The 20,820-nt window shown below is 35.7% G+C and carries 21 protein-coding genes; 18 read left to right on the top strand and 3 right to left on the bottom strand.

What is annotated here, in order from left to right:
- Nucleotides 1–180: 180 nt before the first annotated feature.
- The 7 genes from APS80_RS03965 (at nt 181) to APS80_RS03935 (ending at nt 7,389) form a co-directional block, all read left to right on the top strand.
- Nucleotides 181–1,458: an ABC transporter substrate-binding protein gene (locus APS80_RS03965; protein WP_059106991.1), complete on the top strand. Its 1,278-nt coding sequence runs from the start codon at nt 181–183 to the stop codon at nt 1,456–1,458.
- A gap of 26 nt (nt 1,459–1,484) precedes the next feature.
- Complete coding sequence (locus APS80_RS03960; RefSeq protein ID WP_232234397.1) at nt 1,485–2,375, top strand: carbohydrate ABC transporter permease; 891 nt, start codon at nt 1,485–1,487, stop codon at nt 2,373–2,375.
- Nucleotides 2,376–2,377: 2 nt separating this feature from the next.
- Nucleotides 2,378–3,241, top strand: coding sequence for a carbohydrate ABC transporter permease (locus APS80_RS03955; protein ID WP_197708586.1), 864 nt, complete (start codon nt 2,378–2,380; stop codon nt 3,239–3,241).
- Between the two features lie 25 nt (nt 3,242–3,266).
- On the top strand, nt 3,267–4,370 hold the full coding sequence (locus tag APS80_RS03950; RefSeq protein ID WP_059106989.1) for an ABC transporter ATP-binding protein: 1,104 nt from the start codon (nt 3,267–3,269) through the stop codon (nt 4,368–4,370).
- Between the two features lie 10 nt (nt 4,371–4,380).
- Nucleotides 4,381–5,211: a hypothetical protein gene (locus APS80_RS03945; RefSeq protein WP_059106988.1), complete on the top strand. Its 831-nt coding sequence runs from the start codon at nt 4,381–4,383 to the stop codon at nt 5,209–5,211.
- A 207-nt stretch (nt 5,212–5,418) separates the two neighbouring features.
- Nucleotides 5,419–6,372: a metallophosphoesterase family protein gene (locus APS80_RS03940; protein WP_059106987.1), complete on the top strand. Its 954-nt coding sequence runs from the start codon at nt 5,419–5,421 to the stop codon at nt 6,370–6,372.
- Nucleotides 6,373–6,393: 21 nt separating this feature from the next.
- Nucleotides 6,394–7,389, top strand: coding sequence for a LacI family DNA-binding transcriptional regulator (locus tag APS80_RS03935; RefSeq protein WP_059106986.1), 996 nt, complete (start codon nt 6,394–6,396; stop codon nt 7,387–7,389).
- 43 nt (nt 7,390–7,432) lie between these two features.
- Here the strand turns inward: APS80_RS03935 and APS80_RS10810 are convergent, their stop codons facing one another.
- Nucleotides 7,433–7,606 carry a hypothetical protein gene (locus tag APS80_RS10810; RefSeq protein ID WP_169791245.1) on the bottom strand — a complete coding sequence of 58 codons (174 nt, stop codon included), beginning with the start codon at nt 7,604–7,606 and terminating at the stop codon, nt 7,433–7,435.
- Between the two features lie 310 nt (nt 7,607–7,916).
- Here APS80_RS10810 and APS80_RS03930 point away from each other — a divergent pair, with 310 nt between their 5' ends.
- The 11 genes from APS80_RS03930 to nagA all read left to right on the top strand — a co-directional run bounded on the left by APS80_RS03930 (nt 7,917) and on the right by nagA (nt 19,697).
- Complete coding sequence (locus APS80_RS03930) at nt 7,917–8,663, top strand: alpha/beta hydrolase (RefSeq protein ID WP_059106985.1); 747 nt, start codon at nt 7,917–7,919, stop codon at nt 8,661–8,663.
- 1,609 nt (nt 8,664–10,272) lie between these two features.
- Nucleotides 10,273–10,983: a GntR family transcriptional regulator gene (locus APS80_RS03920; protein WP_059106983.1), complete on the top strand. Its 711-nt coding sequence runs from the start codon at nt 10,273–10,275 to the stop codon at nt 10,981–10,983.
- Between the two features lie 26 nt (nt 10,984–11,009).
- Complete coding sequence (locus APS80_RS03915; RefSeq protein WP_059106982.1) at nt 11,010–12,125, top strand: SIS domain-containing protein; 1,116 nt, start codon at nt 11,010–11,012, stop codon at nt 12,123–12,125.
- Nucleotides 12,126–12,130: 5 nt separating this feature from the next.
- Nucleotides 12,131–13,066 (top strand): 1-phosphofructokinase family hexose kinase, encoded by a 936-nt coding sequence (locus APS80_RS03910; protein WP_059106981.1) that lies wholly within the window; start codon nt 12,131–12,133, stop codon nt 13,064–13,066.
- The gene (locus tag APS80_RS03905) at nt 13,063–14,007 is read left to right on the top strand and encodes a tagatose 1,6-diphosphate aldolase (protein ID WP_059106980.1); all 945 of its coding nucleotides are present in this window, start codon (nt 13,063–13,065) and stop codon (nt 14,005–14,007) included. The genes APS80_RS03910 and APS80_RS03905 overlap by 4 nt, the downstream gene beginning before the upstream one ends.
- 13 nt (nt 14,008–14,020) lie before the next feature.
- A complete protein-coding gene (locus APS80_RS03900) occupies nt 14,021–15,790 on the top strand; it encodes a glycoside hydrolase family 35 protein (RefSeq protein WP_059106979.1) in 1,770 nt (589 codons plus the stop codon).
- Between the two features lie 12 nt (nt 15,791–15,802).
- Nucleotides 15,803–16,288 carry a PTS sugar transporter subunit IIB gene (locus APS80_RS03895; protein WP_059106978.1) on the top strand — a complete coding sequence of 162 codons (486 nt, stop codon included), beginning with the start codon at nt 15,803–15,805 and terminating at the stop codon, nt 16,286–16,288.
- Nucleotides 16,289–16,300: 12 nt separating this feature from the next.
- Nucleotides 16,301–17,200, top strand: a complete 900-nt coding sequence (locus tag APS80_RS03890) for a PTS mannose/fructose/sorbose/N-acetylgalactosamine transporter subunit IIC (RefSeq protein ID WP_059106977.1) — start codon at nt 16,301–16,303, stop codon at nt 17,198–17,200.
- Nucleotides 17,187–18,089, top strand: coding sequence for a PTS system mannose/fructose/sorbose family transporter subunit IID (locus APS80_RS03885; protein WP_083498159.1), 903 nt, complete (start codon nt 17,187–17,189; stop codon nt 18,087–18,089). Before APS80_RS03890 ends, APS80_RS03885 begins: the two co-directional genes overlap by 14 nt.
- Nucleotides 18,090–18,106: 17 nt before the next feature.
- Nucleotides 18,107–18,505, top strand: coding sequence for a PTS sugar transporter subunit IIA (locus APS80_RS03880; protein ID WP_059106976.1), 399 nt, complete (start codon nt 18,107–18,109; stop codon nt 18,503–18,505).
- A 31-nt stretch (nt 18,506–18,536) separates the two neighbouring features.
- Nucleotides 18,537–19,697: an N-acetylglucosamine-6-phosphate deacetylase gene (gene nagA, locus APS80_RS03875; RefSeq protein ID WP_059106975.1), complete on the top strand. Its 1,161-nt coding sequence runs from the start codon at nt 18,537–18,539 to the stop codon at nt 19,695–19,697.
- 55 nt (nt 19,698–19,752) lie between these two features.
- Here nagA and APS80_RS03870 read toward each other — a convergent pair whose 3' ends face one another.
- Together APS80_RS03870 and APS80_RS10715 are read right to left on the bottom strand one after the other, a co-directional pair.
- Nucleotides 19,753–20,103 carry a DUF3139 domain-containing protein gene (locus tag APS80_RS03870; protein ID WP_059106974.1) on the bottom strand — a complete coding sequence of 117 codons (351 nt, stop codon included), beginning with the start codon at nt 20,101–20,103 and terminating at the stop codon, nt 19,753–19,755.
- 485 nt (nt 20,104–20,588) lie between these two features.
- Nucleotides 20,589–20,687, bottom strand: a complete 99-nt coding sequence (locus tag APS80_RS10715) for a type I toxin-antitoxin system Fst family toxin (RefSeq protein WP_111724826.1) — start codon at nt 20,685–20,687, stop codon at nt 20,589–20,591.
- Nucleotides 20,688–20,820 lie beyond the last annotated feature (133 nt).

Genomic DNA, 20,820 nt, shown 5'->3' with positions numbered 1-20,820 from the left:
CGCTGATTATTATAAGCGGATTGAACCTCTTTTTTTAATTATATTACAGTAGTCAGTAAAACTTTTAGTAAAACTTTACTCAATAAACACTTTAATTTTACACTCCTTAAATAATAAGTCTTTAAAATGGAATTTGTAGACATTGAGAGATGTCGATATTACTTAAAGGAGAATTGAGGGATGAGAAATAGATTTAAGAAATTTTTGATTTTAGCTGTTGTTTTCTCTTTTATTTTAACGGGATGTTCAAGTGACAATAATGAGGAGAAAAATATTACCTTACATTATTGGTCTAGTTACAATGACACTGAGCCACAAGCGGAAGTATTAAGGGACGCTGCAGAAGCATTTTCAAAAGAGAATGATGATATAGATATAAAAATGTCTTTTAATGGCAGGGAAAATTCAGATATTCTTCCTACAGCTATTCAAGGCAACAGAGATGTCACGATGTATGACGCAAACGGAGTCAATATCATTGATAAATTTTCACAATATAATGCTAAATTAGATAAATATGCAGAGAAATCTTACCCTAATACAAATGGTAAGCCGTTTAAAGAATATACATCGAAAACAACTTATGATTTAGCTAAAGATTTAGGAGAAGGCAACTTGTATTATGTTCCAATGAATCCTCAAGCATTTGTGTTTATGTATAATAAAACGATTTTCAAAGACGCGGGTGTAGATAAAGTACCTAAAACTTGGGATGAGTTTATTGAAGTTGGCGAAAAGATTAAGGATAAAGGATACACCGTATTAACGACAGACCCTGAATATTCAACAGGTATACTTGGATATTATTTATCTAGACTTAAAGGAGAAGAATGGGTCAAAAAATTAACGAATGATAAAACAATGAAAATGTGGGATGATCCTGCAGTGTTAGAAGCTGCTAAAGCGATAGAAGATTTGGCTAAACGAGGGTTTTATGATGAAAACATCTCCAGTATGCAGTTCCCAGAAGCACAACAAAATTTTGTACTCAATAACAAAGTGGCTATGTATTTAAATGGTACTTGGATGCCTAATGAAGTACAAAGAACGGCGAATAAAGACTTTGAATGGGGACAATTTCGATTCCCAGAAGTTAAAGGCGGTAAAGATAACATAGACCATCTTGCATTTAGTTCATATGGTATCGGAATCAATAAAGATACAACAGAAGAAGAAAGAAAAGCTGTATTTGAATTTGCGGTATTTGTGAATACAAAATCATTCGATAAACAGATGGCCGATAAAGCAAAAGCTTTACCCGTGGATCCTAAAACGGAATATCCTAAAGATTTAAAAGATATGGAACCTATTTTTAAAGGAATGGAAGACGGTTACATTTCTCAAACAGCTATCAAAGATAATGCGGATTTAGGGCCTATCATACAATCAGCTGTTATTAAATTGATATCTGGTAAATCGACCGCAGAAGAATTTATAGAAGAAATTAAAAATGCTTAATAAAAAGGTGGGATTTTGTTTTGAAAATGAAGAAGTCTACAATTGCTTTATTTCTTGGTCCAGCTTTAGGTTTATTTCTCATATTTATTTTGTATCCAATTCTAAGAACGATTGTGATGAGCTTTTTTAAAGTTAATACAATTACATCACCTATTAAAGAATGGGAATTTGTAGGATTAACCAATTACACAGATTTATTAGCTAACCCGTTATTTAAAGCTTCAGCAATGAATTTACTCAAAATTTGGTTCTTTTCCGGTATTTTTACAATAGGTATAGCATTAGTATTTGCTGCTATTCTCAATAGTAATATTATAGGGAAAAGATTTTTTACTTCAATTGTGTATTTGCCACAAGTGATATCAGTCATAGCGATTGGTTACGCATGGTTACTCTATGTTTTTAATAGACAATATGGGATGTTGACGACATTCTTTGATGCGCTAGGTTTAGAAAAACTCGCTAACATAGAGTGGACAAGTTCAGAAATGATATTAACCTCGATGATTATTGCAGCCACGTTTGGAGGCATTGGTGGTTTTACATTAATGTTTCTTTCCGCAATGTCTAACATTCCTCAAGATTACTATAATGTTGCTAGAATCGCCGGGCAAAATGCGATTCAACAATTTTTCACGATTACGTTACCCCTCATTACAAATGTTATTAGAACTTCGGTGGTTTTATTTACAACTGCAACGATAGGGTTCTTTGCCTTTGCACGTGTATTCAGTGATGTGTCGACAGTCACTCCAATGTTATTTACGTACCAGCAAATTTTTGGAACAGAGATCAATGCAGATACAAATGTGGGTATTGGTGCAGCTTCCGGTGTAATGATGACGATTGTAGGATTAATTTTATTTATAATTTCTAATTATGTTTTCAAAGAAATTATGAGTATTAAGAGAGGTTAATAATGATGAATATTAAAAATTCAATGAAAAGATTTAATTTAAAAAATCAAATGAAGTTAACACCAGCATATATCGTCATGCTTATATTTGTAGTATTCGTGGCATATTTGTTTGGATGGATATTTTTAGCTTCTTTCTCAACGACTCGCGGTATTTTTACAGGAGACCTTTTTAAAGAAGGACTCAATATTGAAAATTATAAACATCTGATTGCAAATAGTAATGGAGCATTGACTATTTTTAATACATTAGTCTATACCATACCGAGTACCATTTTACTTATATTAATTTGTTCACCAGCAGCATATATTCTATCTAGATTTGAGTTTAAAGGTAATAGATTAACACAACAATTATTTGTGGTTGCGTTATCGGTTCCGGCGATTATGATTACAATGCCTCTATACTACCACTTGAGTGAGCTCGGTGTAGCTAATTCTAGATTAGTTATTATACTTCTATTTACTGCCAATTCGATACCTTTTGATGTTTATTTTCTAACTGCATATTTTAAAAATATATCTCGAAGTTATGAAGAAGCGGCAGCCATTGATGGCGCAGGACCGTTTCGAACTTTCTGGTTTATCATTTTTCCAATGGCTAAACCAGCTGTGATTACATTAACGATCTTTAATTTAATAGGAAAATGGAATGCATATTTCTTACCGCTTATTTTTGCGAACACCTCTGAAATGAGACCAGTTGGTGTTTGGTTACAACAATCAGTAACAGCAATGGAAGCGACAGGCAATTATGCAGGAATGTTTGCAGCAGTAATATTAGCAGCAGCACCGACAATGATATTGTATTTCTTTTTAACAAATAAATTGTTAGATGGGGCAAAACAGGGCGGATATTTAGCATAAAAAATGAAAAGAGAGGAATTATCTAATGGCAAAATTACAGTTAAATCATGTGAAGAAGACTTTTGATGGCAAAACATACTCTGTTAAAGATTTTAATCTAGATATTATGGAAAGAGATTTTATTGTATTAGTTGGGCCTTCTGGGTGTGGGAAATCAACTACATTACGCATGATTGCAGGGTTAGAAAGTATATCTGAAGGTGAATTACTGATTGATGGTAAAGTAGCGAACCAAACAGAACCCAAAAATAGAAATATCGCAATGGTATTTCAAAATTATGCATTATATCCACACATGACTGTTGAAGATAATATCGGATATGGATTGAAAGTAAAAAAAGAAAAGAAAAGCGAAATAAAAAATAAAGTACATCAAGCAACTGAGTTATTAGATTTAGTTGATTATTTAAATAAAAAGCCTGGAGAGTTATCTGGTGGACAACGCCAAAGAGTAGCACTTGGAAGAGCAATAGTAAGGGATGCTGACTTTTTCTTAATGGATGAACCTTTATCCAATCTAGATGCTAAACTCAGAGTGGTAATGAGATCAGAAATTATTCAATTACATAAACGTTTAAATACAACAACGATTTATGTAACCCATGATCAGATTGAAGCGATGACGATGGCGACTAAAATAGTAGTGATGAATAAAGGAGAAATCCAACAAATTGGTACACCAAAAGAAGTGTATAATTCGCCTAACAATACATTTGTAGCTTCCTTTATAGGGTCACCTTCGATGAATTTACTTAAGTGCCAATATGAAAATGGTAAATTGTTTGTAAATGATACAGATGATGTCATTAATTTAAATGAATCACAGAAAGAACTTTTAACAAAGATAGATACAAATCAAATCACACTGGGGATTAGACCAGAAAAAGTAGAAATAGCAGAAGAACATGATAATAAAAGGCCTATCATTCACTCAAGCGTAGAAGTAAGTGAGTTTCATGGTTCAGAAACTATCGTATTTTCGAATATCAGTGACTTTATGTTTGCTGCTAAAACAAAGGGCGATCATATATATGATAATAATGCAGCAATCAATTACACATTTGATATTAATGACTTATATTTTTTTGAAACACGAACAGGCGAAAATATAACAATAAAGATGAAATGAGGTACTTAGGTTGTCATATCATGAAAATGTAAAGAGTTGTATTAAATTAATTAAACAAATACCTGGTCTGTATGGCTTGCCTAAAATTGAGATTCACGCTGATTTTCCATGTCATATCATTGACGATGACAAACATTTTTATGAATTAGAAGATGCGTATATTTGTTTTATTGAACATCCGCCATTAGATGATGCGAATATCGTTACTTTCTATGTCGAGTTACCAGATAACGTAGAATTAAACAGTATATTATCAGAAAAACAGTATTTAATATTTTCACAAAACGATTCGCATGTCACATTTAATGTAGAAGTCAGTATACTTACAGAGAAAACACATACTTTAGAAGTACATTCCACTTTTAGAGAAGATGGTTTGACTGTGAGAGTAGAGCACAATAAAGAAGGTAACGAACAAGGTAAATACACCTCCTTTCCAGAAAATCAAGTAAAAGCAGTATTAAATTATATGATGGCAACCAGAGCGATTATAAATTTTAGCGGAGTGGGACGAGTTTTAAACAATAAGCAATTAGGTCATTTATTAATTTTGGGATTTGAAACGGGGAATTTTTTACACGAAGATTATCCACCACATTGGCATCTGATTTATAGATGGCCCTATAGAATTGGTTCACAAGCACCTCATATTTATGTAGATGAAGATGGAAAAAACATTGTGAATAAAGTTTCGATTGATGGTATTTCAGGTGTGTCTGGAACTTTTAATCAAGGAGAATGGTTTGATTTTGTGAGCCCTTATGGAGAGCAGTTATTGAGTATTAGCATTGATCAAGAAGGAGGGTTTACAATTCGTGATCAACATCTAAATCAGTTTTAGGTTACGGCTTATCAAAGACCAGGCGTTTACGTATACTTTAACGATAATGTATTATTTCATTTAAACGCTACAGATGAAACTGAAGACGGCCGTTTAACAATCATTCAAAAATCAGCTTTTGGTAAGATAGTTGAAGAAATGAATTACGATTCTCATACAGGAACAATTACGGATTTTATGTCAGAACAATTGGGAGAAGGGCAGTAGATGACTAAATTTACTATCTTTACGGATTTACATTCAGAAATCATTGATAATAGTGAAAAACGTATTCATGAAATATTACAAGAAGCTACCAAGCAACAAGCTCAAGTACTTATTAATTTAGGTGATTTTGGGTATTTTGCGCCTACTGTCGAAACTAAATGTATATCAAACAATCAACCTATTAATTATCACTTATTTTATGAGGAGCAGACAAATAAATATCTTAAGAAAACTGAAAAATTATTAGATTTAATCTCATATTTGCATATACCGACACTCCATGTGTTGGGAAACCATGATATGGATTTTAATTCTAAAGCTGAAGCAATACGTTACTATGATATACCAAATAATTATTATTATGAAGATATTGATGAGTTTCGTTTTATTGTATTAGATACGAATTTTTATTTAAACAATAAAGGGGAAGAAGTAGATTACGATACAGGGAACTATTTTAATGAAAAAAGACAAGCTTTATTAAGTCAAGAGCAAGTGGAATGGTTGAAAGAAGAAGCATTAATAACAGAACGAAAGATTATATTGTTATCTCATAATCCATTAAAAGATGAAAAAAGAGGAATTCAAAATGCAAAGCATGTTCAAAATATACTCAATCTAACAAATAAGAAACTTCTATGTTTGTCTGGTCATAAGCATATTGATAAATGTGAAAAAGTAGAAAATATTGTCTTTCTAGAAGTGAATAGTGCTTCATACCATTGGCTAGGAGAAAAACAAGATTCTGCTAAAGACTATAGACGTGAAAAGATACATGATTATCCACTTTTACCTTATATCATTAGATACCCTGTAGCGTTGTATGCGACAATAGAATGGATAGCAAACAGAGTGAGTATTTGGGGCAGACAACCTGAAAACTCACCAATTGGGGAAAAAGAAAGAGCATTAAATATTACTTCATCTATCCTGGATAGAGAAATAGACTTTTAAAAGTTGAGAGGTTATGAATAGATGGCGACACTTAAAGATATATCAGATAAAACAGGATATTCATTAGCGACGGTCTCAAGAGTGTTGAATTATGATAGCTCACTAGCTGTTAGTAATGAAACAAAGCGCACTATACTCGAAGCAGCAGAAGCATTGGCATATTCTAAAAATAGAAATGAAAGAAAAAATTATTCTAAGACAAAAATTATATGTTTATTGAGTCTAGCCGAAGAAGAAGAGTTGGATAAATTATATTATATATCTATCCGTGTTGGAATAGAAAATAAATGTAATCAACTGGGTATACAGGCGCTTCGATTTTACAATGACATAGAAAGTATGAAAAATGAAAATTTTGATGGCGTCATTGCAGTGGGTAAATTTAGTAATCAACACGTGGCAGAGTTAAAATCTCTGACAAATCATGTGGTATTTGTAGATTTTAGTCCGGCTGAAGAAGATTTTGATGCAGTAATGGTAGACTTTAAAAAAGCAATTCAAAAAGTAATTGATTACTGTTTGAGCACAAATTATAACAATATCTACTTTTTAGGTGGTCAAGAAACTTTAAGCGATAAAAAAACGCTTATTGAAGAAGATGTTAGAACCAAAGAATATTGTCGGTATATGAAAAAACTTGGGATTTATGATGAGAAGAATATTAGTATTGGAGATTTTTCTGCAGAGTCGGGATATCATAATACGAAGACATTATTAAAGAGAAGCGAAGATAGTCTACCTGATGTTATTATAGCTGCTTCTGACCCTATTGCAATTGGAGCCCTCAAAGCGATAAATGAAACAAATTATACGATACCCAATGATATAGCTGTAGTGGGATTTAATGATATTAGTATTGCTGCTTTCGTTTACCCGACTTTAACCACTGTAAAAGTCTATACAGAGTTGATGGGTGAGTCTGCCGTTGATTTACTACTGGAACAGCTTAATGGAAGAACGATAACTAAAACATTGTACATTGCTACAGAATTAGTGATAAGAGAAAGTCTAAAGTAAAAAAAAGTTAAGCTCAGGTTTTGAGCTCAACCTTCTTTATTGTTTATTTAGATTGTAATTTTTTTAAGTATTTTAGTCCGAATGCAAAGACTGTGTAACCTAATAATGTTTGTACGATAAATTTGAAGAAGTTGTCGTTTTTTACTAAAGTATTTGAAATTAAGTTGCTTATTAAGAAGAGTACAAGCACTTTAACGTATCTTTGATTGATTTTCATGATTCAAGACTCCCTTTTCACGTTAGATTTGATAGTAAATCATGATTGGCGTGTTTCACGTCAAACACGAGCCATATTTATCTTTACTTTCATTGAATCACTAAAACGGTTACAATACAATGCAATATTTACAGAATTTATGAACTTTTTCGCAATTTTATCCATTGACCGCTGACATTGTCTTTTCATTATTTACAATCAAGATCACTACTTTCGCAAACTTGCTTCTCATGCGTGCTATAATAAAGCCAAAATCAACACTGTACACTCTTGAAATATAGATTACATCACATGAAGGGATAGGTCAGCCATGAAATCAATCACAAAGTATCTTACATTTAACGGTTATACATATCGAATTAATATTTATTTTCCGGGAAATAAAAAGCCTGAGCACGAATCTTATCCAGTGCTATATGTATTAGACGGAGATAAGTATGGTGTATTATTAAGAGAAATTGTGAAATTACAGTCACATCGCACATCGAAAACTGGTGTGGGTCCGTATATCATCGTTTCTATCGAATTAACAGAAGAGATCACAAAGCGACGTTATTATGATTTCACAAGAGAAAATAAAGAGGGAAACGCTGCAGAAGTGAACCAAATCCCATATCCAGTAGGTGGTGCATACCAATTTAATGAATTTCTGCAAAACGATGTGAAACAATTGGTCTATCACGTAATCAATGATTTTCCTCAAAAGGAAGTCTTATTTGGCCATAGTTTAAGCGCTTATTATGGTTTACATCTACTGGAATCGAAACCTGAATTATTCACAGATTATATTTTGTTGAGTCCTTCAATATGGTGGAATCAACAGGAAGCATTAGATTACGATTTTTCAAAAATTGAACAGACGCAGTCCAAAATTTATATTGCTGCGGGAGAATTAGAAACAAAGCTCGTAACAGGCGTTCAAAAATTAAAATCTGAACTCAGCCACTATAAAAATGTGCGCGTACAGATATTTGAAAACGAGAACCATGCATCGATTATTCCGACAGCGATTAGCTCAGGATTGAGACATGTACAAGCGAACCAAACACATAACTAAAAAATGTCAGGTAACGGGGAGCATAGCTCTGTTATCTGACATTTATTTGTTTATATATTCAGTTATGATTCTGAACTTTGATTTAAAGCTCGTTTAAATGGAATGATAATAATGAGTATTATTAAAGTCATCGCATTCAAGAGTAACGTAATCACTGGTATATGAATAAACCATAATCCTAAAATTGAAAAAACTAACAGAGATATTGCGCTAATTAAATTTAAAAACTGTAGCAAGTTTTTAAGATTGATGTGTTTATTACGCGAGATAAAATAAGCTCGGATATCTATTGTGATCGCAATATTTAACGTAATGATTATTGAAATAATAAAGATATTGATAAAAAAGAACATATTTAAAAAATCTAAAGTCAAAAACGCTATGATCAATATTAAAGAAGTCACACATTTTAATAATAAGTTGTTATTGAATCTTGTATGTTTTAGGTACTTTAAATAAATGAGCGCGCAGACTACCGGCAAGACAAACGGCAGACTGCTATAGGCAAGAAGGTCCTTATCGTGCAACGTTTGAACCAATTTCGGGATGATAAACACTGATACACTCGCTAATGAAAGTAGTACAAAAATAATATACTTTTCATTTAATGATTTAATTGAGAGTTTTGCTTTTACCAATGAGTGTTGATTTTTAATATTTAATGATGCCAGAATAATAAACGTAAAAATTAGGAAAAGTGAAAAATACCATAGAGATAAATATTGGAATAATGGACCTAAACCAAAACCAATTAATTTAGATAATGTGCGTAAAGTAGTGATACTTATTAATCCCGTCCGTGTATCAGTACTTGAATCGACAATATGATTTTCTACGTTGAGGAGATATACATTAAATAAATAAGTACAGATTAAATATAATACGATCAACACAAGACTATGATTCACAAGAGGCATTAACAAGATTTGAGCAGCAATCAATAAAATGACGCCTATGATACTGAGCGATCTTGTACTTAATCTTGTGGCACCTTTAACGTAATTGAGATCAAAGTAAATGATGAGTTCAAGTGAAGTACTGATCAAAATGATCGTAAACGGAGATAAAGTCGTCTGTGAAATTAACTGAGTCGTCGCGAAAGCATAAAATAAACTCGAAGATAAAATTGTGAATAAATATATGAGGTTAATGTGCTTACTGTTCATAGTTGTCTTAATTCCCTTAATGTATTTTGAAGTAGTGATGTTTATGTAAATAAGTTTGATTTATAAGAACTTCCACAAACCAGTATCTATATTTTTAAAAATTCACAGCTTCATTACAGTGAAATGTTTAGATACTGCCATCAAAATTTGATTTTAATCATCATACCATAATTACAGGAGTATAAAAGTGGTATTTAATAGGTCAAACGGCTTAAGCGTGCTTATTAATTTAAGAATAAAGTGGTCATAACCACAATTAAATTCAGTCTCATTTATTCTTAAACAGACCTACCAGTCGTAAACAATTTGAGTGTTATACTGCTTAAATCATGCACAACAGAGCCTTAAAAATGGCAAAAATAAAATAAAAGTAATGTTTACATTGACAAATTGTAAATTAACAATTATGCTTTAAGTGGTTATAACCAGTAGAGGTGAATAGAATGTCAGAAAAACTACCCTTGTATGATCAAGTTTATCAAGGGATCCACGAGCGAATAAAATCAGGAGAATATAAGGAGGGGGATAAACTACCTTCAGAACGTAAGCTATGTGATCAATTTTCAGTGAGTCGTATCACAGTGCGAGAAGCATTGGACCGTTTAGAGCAAGATCACATTATTAAGCGTGAGCATGGGAAAGGTTCTTTTGTACTAGGAAGTCGATATAACCAATTTCTTAACGAGCTGTACAGTTTCAAAGATGAAATCGAGAAGAATGGAGATAAGGCAAGTACTCGTATGTTGAGTATCCAACTCATCCCCTCTACGCCTTTTTTACAACAAAAAATGAAGTTGAAACCTTATCAGTATGTATATGAATTAAAGCGGCTTCGCTTAGCTAATGATAAACCGCTAATTTACGAAGTGAGCTACCTACCTATGCGTCATTGTGAAGGATTAGAACAATTTGATTTTAACCGTGTATCACTCTATGAAACATTGAACCATTATTACGGTATTCAAATTACGAATGCTTATGAAAATTTAACTGCCAGTAAGCTTAGAAAAGATGAAGCAGAATTACTCAATGGTGTTGAAGATGATAGCTGCATGTTTATTGAACGTACGGCTTATATGAATGATGATGTGATTGAATTTACCCAAAGTATTGCGAGCGGTCACGAATATAAGTACACGGTTAAGTTAATGTAAGCGTTAAAAATAGAGGAGGTCTTACAGTGTTAGAAAATACACACACGTATCGGGAAATTAAGCAACAACCTCAAACGTTGAAAGAAACGTATGATATCGTACAATCGAAAAAAGACGCATTCAATCAATTTATGAAAAATATTGTGCAACAACAATCAGATAAAAAGTTGAAAGTTCTTTTTACTGGAGCGGGATCAAGTGCATATGTCGGAGATATTGCACGTATCGCATGTCGTACAGGTCAATTTCAACAGTTTGATTTTGAATCTGTACCTACGACCCATTTTGTGACGGATCCACAAGCTTATATCGACGACCAAACAGCATATCTCGTCGTTTCCTTTGCGCGCTCTGGCAATAGTCCGGAAACGAAAGCTACTGTAGAAATTGCAAATCAATGTTCAGACCATCTTTATCATTTGTTTGTCACTAACAATAAAGATGGATTTTTAGGAGCCTATGATGAAAGCGCTAACAACGTATTCAAGGTTGTGTTACCTGAAAAAACGAATGACCAATCACTTGCGATGACGTCTAGTTTTTCATCGATGGTATTTGCCAGCTACCTCTTGTTTGGCGGCGAAGTGAGTCCTGAATTCTTTGATATTGCCGCATCTAATTTCGATTGGTTAGAAGAACAAGCAGAAGCGGTCAGCCAACTTGATTTTTCTAAGGTGTTCTATGTGGGTACCGGTCTAATTGGTGAGTTAACGAAAGAAACAAGTTTGAAACTCAACGAACTCACCGCTGGACAAACTGAAATTGCTCGAGAAACGACACTCGGCTTCAGACATGGTCCAAAAGCAGGGTTGAGTGCTGACTCGATTTTCATTATGTTGCGCAGTAATGACGCGTACCGTCGCCAATACGAAGATGATTTAATTCGTGAAGTCAGTGAGGTAGAAGGCCGTTATCAAATTTTTATTTTAGATGGTCAAAGTGAAGCAAATACTGAAACAGCACAGTTACCTCAGAGCGAAAAATTATCAGATATGGAACTCGCATTACAATATTTGATTTTTGGGCAATTGCTTGCAGCGAAACGCTCTGTAGATATGGGGTTAAATCCAGATAATCCAAGCCCAGATGGCTTCATCAATCGTGTGGTTAAAGGTGTAACCATCTATCCATTTAAGGGTTGATTCGTATGATAGCGACACATACATTTAATCCTTCTGTAGATATAACTTACATGATTGACCCTATTCAAATAGACACAGTCAATCGCGTCCACGAGAAAATTAAAAATCCTGGTGGTAAAGGCATTAATGTCACTAAGGTCTTACATCAGCTTGGGGCAACGTATTGTGCTTATGGTTACTTGGGAGGACCGAATGGCCAATGGCTAGCACGAACACTACAACAACGCGGGATGACCACTGCATTTACAACGATTGAAAATGAGACACGTCAAAGCCTTGCGATCAATGATGAAGCAACACAAACTGAAATTCTCGAAGCAGGTCCTTACATCAAAGAACAGGAGCAGCAACAATATTTTCAAACGTTAAAAGCAAAACTAGACGAAGCGACAGTCGTCACAATCAGTGGGAGTTCTCCTCAATTTGAAGGCCGAACGCAATTTGAACACATGGCACACATTTTAACTAAATATCAACATAGCTATCACATCGTCGACACGAACGCAAAGGAACTTAAAGCCTTACTTGATGCTGATTTGTCAATTCAATGTATTAAACCGAATCGCGAAGAATTTGAGCGCTTAGTAGGACAAACGGATTTATCAGTAGCGGAACAAATCCGTTTATTACAAACACATCCTTATTTCAAAGCAAGAGATGTCTTTCTTACGCTGGGTAGCGAAGGCGCAATCGTCAAGTGGGGTCAGGAGGTTTATCGTGCTACAGTACCACACCGAGATGTCATTAATCCTGTGGGATCAGGGGATGCAACGGTGGCAGGCATTGCATACGGCGTAGAGCAGCAACTCGAACCACAATCACTCATTCAGCTCACGTTAGCATGTGGGACTTCCAATGCTTTACAACAGGCAACAGGACAGATTGATGTCACACAAGTCAATCGAATTAAGTCTGAAATAGAAGTGGAGAGATATATATGAGAACAAAAGATTTGAGTCGGTTAGTGGATAAAAACGGGATTTATGCTGCGATTGCGGTAGATCAACGAGGCGCGTTAAGAAAGTTATTAGGCACACAAGATTCTGAGGAAAACTTGTCTCTATTTAAAAGATTAGTAGCTGAAGTGTTAACGCCTTATGGATCCAGTTTCTTAGTTGATCCAGAATTTGGCTTAGCGGCAGCGAACAAAAATGCTGAGGATTCAGGTCTCATCTTGTCATATGAACAAACAGGTTATGATAAAGCGCAACCAGGTCGTCTACCCAGATTAATTGAAAATCAAAGCGTGCGTCGATTGCGAGAAGCAGGCGCAGATGCAGTTAAATTTCTACTTTACTATGATGTAGACGAATCGGATGAAATTAATGATAAGAAGCAAGCTGTGATTGAACGTGTAGGCACTGAATGTCAGGCAGAAGAGATGCCGTTTTTACTAGAAATATTAACTTATGACGATACGATTGGTGATGAAAAAGGAGCTGACTATGGGAAAGTTCGCTCACATAAAGTGAATGAAGCGATGCGTATCTTCAGTGAACCTAGATTTCAAGTCGATACGTTAAAGGTTGAAATTCCTGTGAATATGAATTTTGTTGAAGGTTTCGGCTCTGAAGCGGTCATGACCCAAGCCGAGGCAGCTGAAGCATTTCAACAACAAGCTGAGGCCACAGATTTACCTTATATATATCTAAGCGGAGGCGTTTCTGCACAGCTGTTTATGGACTCACTACAATTTGCTGCAGCACATGGTTCGCAGTTCAACGGTATTCTTTGTGGACGTGCTACGTGGAAGGGCGCAACAGAAGCACTCATCACACAAGGTGAAGCAGCGGCCAAAGCATGGTTAGCAAAAGAAGGTCTAAATAATTTAAACGCATTGAATCAAGTGAATCAACAAACTGCAACACCAATTCAAAATTAAATGAGGTGATGAAGTGAGTCGTTTTAAAATCGAAACATCCTTTTTATTAGATGACGAGCCGATCCAACTCTTATCAGGCGCGATTCACTACTTTAGAATACCGAAAGCAGATTGGCAACATAGTTTATATAATCTTAAAGCACTCGGATTCAACACAGTAGAAACATATGTACCTTGGAACTTTCATGAAACCATACAGGGTCAGTTTGACTTTGAAGGAGATAAAGATATTCAACACTTTATTAAACTTGCAGAAGCACAAGGGTTGTACGTCATCGTTCGGCCTTCTCCATATATTTGTGCTGAGTGGGACTTTGGAGGTTTGCCTGCCTGGCTACTCAATGACCGTTCTATGCGCATTCGTTCCAGTGATCCTAAATTTTTAGCACATGTTGAGCGTTACTTTAAAGTGTTATTCGAAATATTAGCGCCACTCCAAATTGATCGAGAAGGCCCTATACTCATGTTTCAAGTTGAAAATGAATACGGTTCATTTGGGGAAGACAAAGCGTATTTACGTAAGATATACGCATTGATGCGCCAACAAGGCGTGACGGTGCCTTGTTTTACTTCAGATGGTGCTTGGGCGCAATGTTTACAAGCAGGTAGTCTGATTGAAGATGGTATTTTAGCAACAGGGAATTTCGGTTCACGTACGCAACAAAATTTCACAAATCTCAAACAATTCAATGAAAGCCATGGTAAGTCTTGGCCATTGATGTGTATGGAGTTTTGGGACGGTTGGTTTAATCGATGGAATGAACCCGTCATCAAACGAGATAGTGCTGATTTGGCTCAAGAAGTTCGTGAAGCTATTCAACGTGGTTCCGTTAATTTGTATATGTTTCATGGTGGGACCAACTTTGGATTTTGGAATGGGTGTTCAGCAAGAGGAACAAAAGATTTACCACAAGTGACCTCTTATGATTATCATGCCCCCTTAGATGAAGTTGGCAATCCAACAGAAAAATATTTTGCATTACAACGCATGTTGAAAGAAGAACTTCCAGATATTCAACAAATGGAACCGAAAGTGAAACCTTTGATGACTTTAGATGATATTCCTTTAGCAGGTAAGGTCAACTTGTTTGAAATCCTAGAAGAGATCTCGACGAAAACAACGAGTGATTATCCACAAACGATGGAAGAAGCAGGTTCAGGTTATGGCTATATGGTGTATCGTACATGTTTAAACAAAGCGACGACACAAGAAAAGCTCAGAATTGTAGAAGCGAGAGATCGCGTGCAATGTTTTGTGGACCAGCAATGGGTTTACACAGCTTATCAAGAAGCAATCGGTGAAGCCTTCGAAGTCACCCTAGAGACGGAAAGACCACAAATCGATGTGCTAGTAGAACATATGGGCCGTGTAAACTATGGTTATAAATTATTGGCACCGACCCAGCGTAAAGGATTAGGACAAGGGCTGATGCAAGATCTTCATTTTGTACAGGGCTGGGAACAGTTCGATATTGACTTTGATCGTTTAACAACAGCACACTTTGAACGTGCTTGGAGCGAGAAACAACCCGCCTTTTACAGGTATATCTTTGATTTAGACGAAGTGGAAAGTACACACATTGATGTAAGCGCTTTCTCTAAAGGGATTGTTCTAGTTAATGGCTTTAATATCGGCCGTTATTGGGAGGTCGGACCTTCTCAATCGTTATATATTTCTAAAGCATTGTTAAAACAAGGCGAAAACGAAGTGATTATTTTTGATACTGAGGGGAGTTATGCAGACACAATCAACTTCATAGAAACTCCCAAATTTAATAAGTAAGGAGCATTTATGATGGCAATTATAGGAAATCGAATTGACGGTAGATTAATACATGGACAAGTTGCGAATCTATGGGCAACGAAACTAAATATTGATCGCTTTGTCGTGATTGATGATGAAGTGGCGCAAAGTGACATTGATAAACAAGCATTAAAACTAGCGACACCTGCAGGCATCAAACTTAGTGTCATTCCCATAGAGAAGGCAGCTCAAAATATTAATAACGGTAAATATGGTACACAACGTCTCATGGTCATTGCTAAACGTCCGGACCGTTTTGTAGCACTTGCGGAACACGGCGTTCAAATTGATGAATTAAATGTCGGTAATATGTCTCAAACTGATGAGACCCGTCAAATTACCAATTCGATTAATATTACCGATGAAGATATACAAGATTTTGAAACATTACATCAACAAGGAGTGAAAATTGTGGCGCAAATGGTGCCAAATGATAAGGCAGAGGACTTTATGTCATTAATCAAAGACAAAAATTAAGAGGTGTTTGATTTGGAAATATTATGGTGGCAGATTTTACTATTAACGTTGTATTCAGGTTACCAAATATTAGACGATATCCAGTTTAATATGTTTGGTCACCCTGTCTTTGCAGGAATTATTTCTGGATTGATTATGGGAGATATCACCACTGGATTAATCATTGGTGGTGGTATGCAGTTAACGATTTTAGGCGTAGGTACATTTGGGGGCGCTTCAAGAATTGACGCAAACTCAGGGACTGTACTCGCTGTAGCTTTCTCAGTCGCACTTGGTATGAATCCTCAACAAGCATTCGCAACACTTGCCGTGCCAGTAGCGAGCTTAATGATTCAAACAGATATTTTAGCACGTTTTACAAATACATTCTTCGCACATCGTATAGATACAAAAATCGAACAAATGGATTACAAAGGCATTGAACGTAACTACTTATATGGTGCCATTCCATGGATGCTTTCTCGTATGATCCCAGTAGGCTTAGCGCTTGCTTTCGGAGGTAGTGTCGTACGCCGTATCGTGCATTATTTAAATGGAGACTTGAAATGGTTAGGTGATGGTTTAACTGTCGCAGGGGCTGTATTACCTGCAGTAGGTTTTGCGATATTACTACATTATCTACCATTGAAAAAACATTATCCGTATTTCATTCTCGGTTTTATCATTACAGCCATCTCCGTTACGTTATTTGATGGGTTATCTAGTGTCGGTACAGCCGTAGCAAGTTTAGATAAAAAATTTGATATGTCATTTTCAGCGTTACCGATGTTAGCCATTGCAGCCATTGGTTTTGCATTAGCAGCGATGGAATATCAACGGACATCACAAGCGAAAGTCACTTCTCGTAGTCTGATGGGAGACGGAGAGACTAAGTCAGATGAGGAAGGGGAGATTGAAGATGACGAATTATAAAAAATCTAAAGCTTCAGATAAGGAAAAAGAAACACAAGCACCAGCTAACGAACCGAGACAATTCACTGGTCAACCGCCGACAACGCCTTATAAATTAACTGACAAGGATTTTCGACAAATTAACCTTAGAAGTATTCTCTTCTTCCAATTTGGCTGGAACTATGAACGTATGCAAGGAAGCGGTTATCTTTATACGATCTTATCGCAATTGAGAAAAATTTATGGCGATGATACGCCTGAACTTTATGCGATGATGAAAACACACGCACAGTTCTTTAATACAAGTAACTTTTTCAACACGATTATCACCGGTATCGATATCGCAATGGAAGAAAAAGAACAAATTGTAGCGAAAGAATCCGTGAAAGGGTTGAAAGTTGGTTTAATGGGACCATTTGCTGCAGTAGGGGATGCGATCTTTGCTTCTCTCGTACCTACGATCTTTGGTGCGATTGCTGCGAACATGGCTCAAGACGGTAATCCTTTCGGAGCAATCCTATGGTTTGTAGCCATCTTAGCCATACTCGTCTTTCGTTGGAAACAATTGAAGTTTGCATATAAAGAAGGGGTCTCCCTCGTTACGACGATGCAACATCGATTAGAATCATTAACGAATGCAGCTACACTGCTCGGGGTCTTCATGGTAGGAGCCCTTGTTGCCACGATGATACGTGTAAAATTTGCATGGGAACCGCAAATTGGGGACTTATCAGTTAAGATTCAAGACAGTGCTGATTTGATTTTACCTAGAATACTCCCATTAGCAATCGTTTTCGGTATTTATTGGTTACTAGGACGTAAAAGTATGAACTCTACTCGAGCGATCTTCATCGTAATTATTGTATCAGTGATATTATCCGCACTTGGTGTCATTACAAATATAGAATAGGAGAGGTGTCACACCAAATGGAAAAATTAATTCTCGTAAGTCACGGCACATTATGTGAAGGTATGAAAAACAGTATAGAAATGATACTTGGACCTCAAGACCAAATCTACACCGTTTCTTTATTACCTGAAGAAGGGCCAGAAGATTTTGAACGTCAACTGAAGGCACACATTGAACCAGATGATGACGTGACGATCTTTGCTGATCTCTTAGGAGGCACACCAGCAAACGTCATTTCAAAACAACTCATGACAGGCGCTACGTATGATGTATATGCAGGTATGAATTTACCGATGATTGTGAGTTACATCAATGGTCAAATGTTAGGAGAACAACCCGATTATGTCGCAAAAGCACAAGAAGGAGTCGTGCATATTAATGCATTACTCAGTTCCACAGATGAAGACGATGAATAAGCGATACAATAATAAGTAAAGAAGGTATCCTATGACTTATGTAATTAATAATGGTGTCATATATACAGAAGAAACGCATATAGAAGCGGGTTACATCATTGTCGATGATGGGCAGATTCGTGCGATAGAACCTGGACCCTATACAGGTGATCTTCCGACGTTAGATGCAAAGGGACGACATATACTCCCGGGATTTATCGATATCCACATTCACGGGGGCTATGGAGAAGATGCGATGGATGCATCTTATGATGGTTTGAAACATCTGGCTGAACAATTATTGTCAGAAGGAACAACATCATTTTTGGCTACAACGATGACTCAGTCACAAGATGCGATAGAACGTGCCCTGCAAAATATTAGTCACTATGATCAACATCAGGAAGCAGGACAGGCTACAGAGATCGTAGGCGTCCATTTAGAAGGACCATTTATTTCAGAAAATAAAATCGGCGCGCAAAATCCAGCCTATATTCAACGCCCAACGGTAGCCTTATTGAATCAGTATCAACAGGCAGCTGACGGTTTGATTAAAATTGTGACAATTGCTCCCGAAGTGGAAGGGGCTTTAGAAGTGATTAAGTCCTTGAAAGATGAAGTTATTTTTTCAATGGGACATACAGAAGTAGACTTTGATAAAGCGAATGAAGCAGCGCGTGCAGGTGTACAACATGTCACGCATCTATATAATGCAGGCGTCGGCTTCCATCATAGAAATCCGGGTCTATTTGGCGCAGCTTGGGAAAATGAACGATTAAACACGGAACTGATTGTAGACGGAGTGCATTCTCACCCCACTTCAATTAACATAGCCTATCAACACAAAGGACCAGATCACTTCTATTTGATTACAGATGCCATGCGCGCAAAAGGTATGCCAGAAGGTGAATATGAACTCGGGGGACAAAAAGTGATTGTCAAAGATCACGAAGCCCATCTAGAAACAGGTTCCCTTGCTGGAAGTATATTGAAAATGAATGAAGGACTTCAGAATTTAATGAGATTTACCGGGAAATCTTTAGCTGAACTATGGCCTGTAACAAGTCTTAACCAAGCTAAAGTACTCAAAATGGATGATCGAAAAGGGAGTATCGCGATAGGCAAAGATGCTGATCTTGTGATTGTTGATGATGAGGTACAGGTGCATCAAACGATTAAACACGGTTATGTGCACGACTATACCAAAAAATAGAATTTTAAAAAGGCGAGACGTTAAGTGATGCATGCTTAACGTCTCAAATTGTTTTTTAATCGATGTCATATGATTTTTTATAATGTTTCGGTTTTTTATTGTATTCGTCTTTTAAAATACCAGCGCCTGTCACTTTCCCATTTTCATCAAAGTAATACGTGTAGGCGTTATAAGGTTCATCTTTAAAAGTAACTTCTAAGTCATTATAGTCAGTAATATACGTGAAGATATTCTTTTCACTTTTCACCTTATCTTCCCAACCTTTTTGTTTGAAGACGTGATGGACTGCATGTCGTATTTTTTCTTCTTCATGTTTTTGATACATATACAAGTTGATCCCCACTAAAACAATTATGATAATCAAAATGATAAGTACGGAACCCATGATTTTAAATGATTTTTTCATATAAACTCCTTTAAATCGATTTTTATGAATATGTCCGTTCTTCATTGTTAGGTTGGCTTCATTTCGTATTTGGAAAAATAATTCGTTCACACAAGGTGTTTAAATGATTTGATTTCTATTTAAAATATAACATGATTTAATAGATTTAGTACGTAGTTCTATCAAAATTAAAATAATATTTATAGAAATATTTTTCCGATTGATTCTAGTGATGCTTTCCCGCCTCTTGTAATCTAAAATATAGACAAGGTGAAAAATATAATTACAAAAGAACTTCCAAACTGGATCATTATAATATCTATAAGCTTACACATACCTAAACCACTTATGACTACTTTATATTTAAATTGTGCTACTATTGGCAAAATTAGTTTGCATTGTAGTCTACAATGCGTTATAATATGAAACATAAGTATATCTACATTTTTGCACCAAACCCCTCACTATCTCCAGTAGTGAGGGGTTTTTTAGTGTGGCTTATTCGCCTATTGTTTCTTGTCACGGTTGCTAAGCCAATATGCGAACCATGTGACAATACAACCACTAATAGCAGTGATTGCGATATTACTAAGTATATCTATCATGTCTGCACCTCCTCTCTACCGCTAATTTTCGCCGTAGAGAAATATAGGCGACTTTCATCATTATACCACCTAGATGTACATAATCATATATTTAAATTATAAAATAACAAAATAAAATTTTATGTGACATATT

It is taken from the genome of Staphylococcus auricularis, from assembly GCF_001500315.1.
GTDB classification, from domain to species: Bacteria; Bacillota; Bacilli; order Staphylococcales; family Staphylococcaceae; genus Staphylococcus; species Staphylococcus auricularis.
This window is presented reverse-complemented; position numbering and strand designations above follow the sequence as displayed.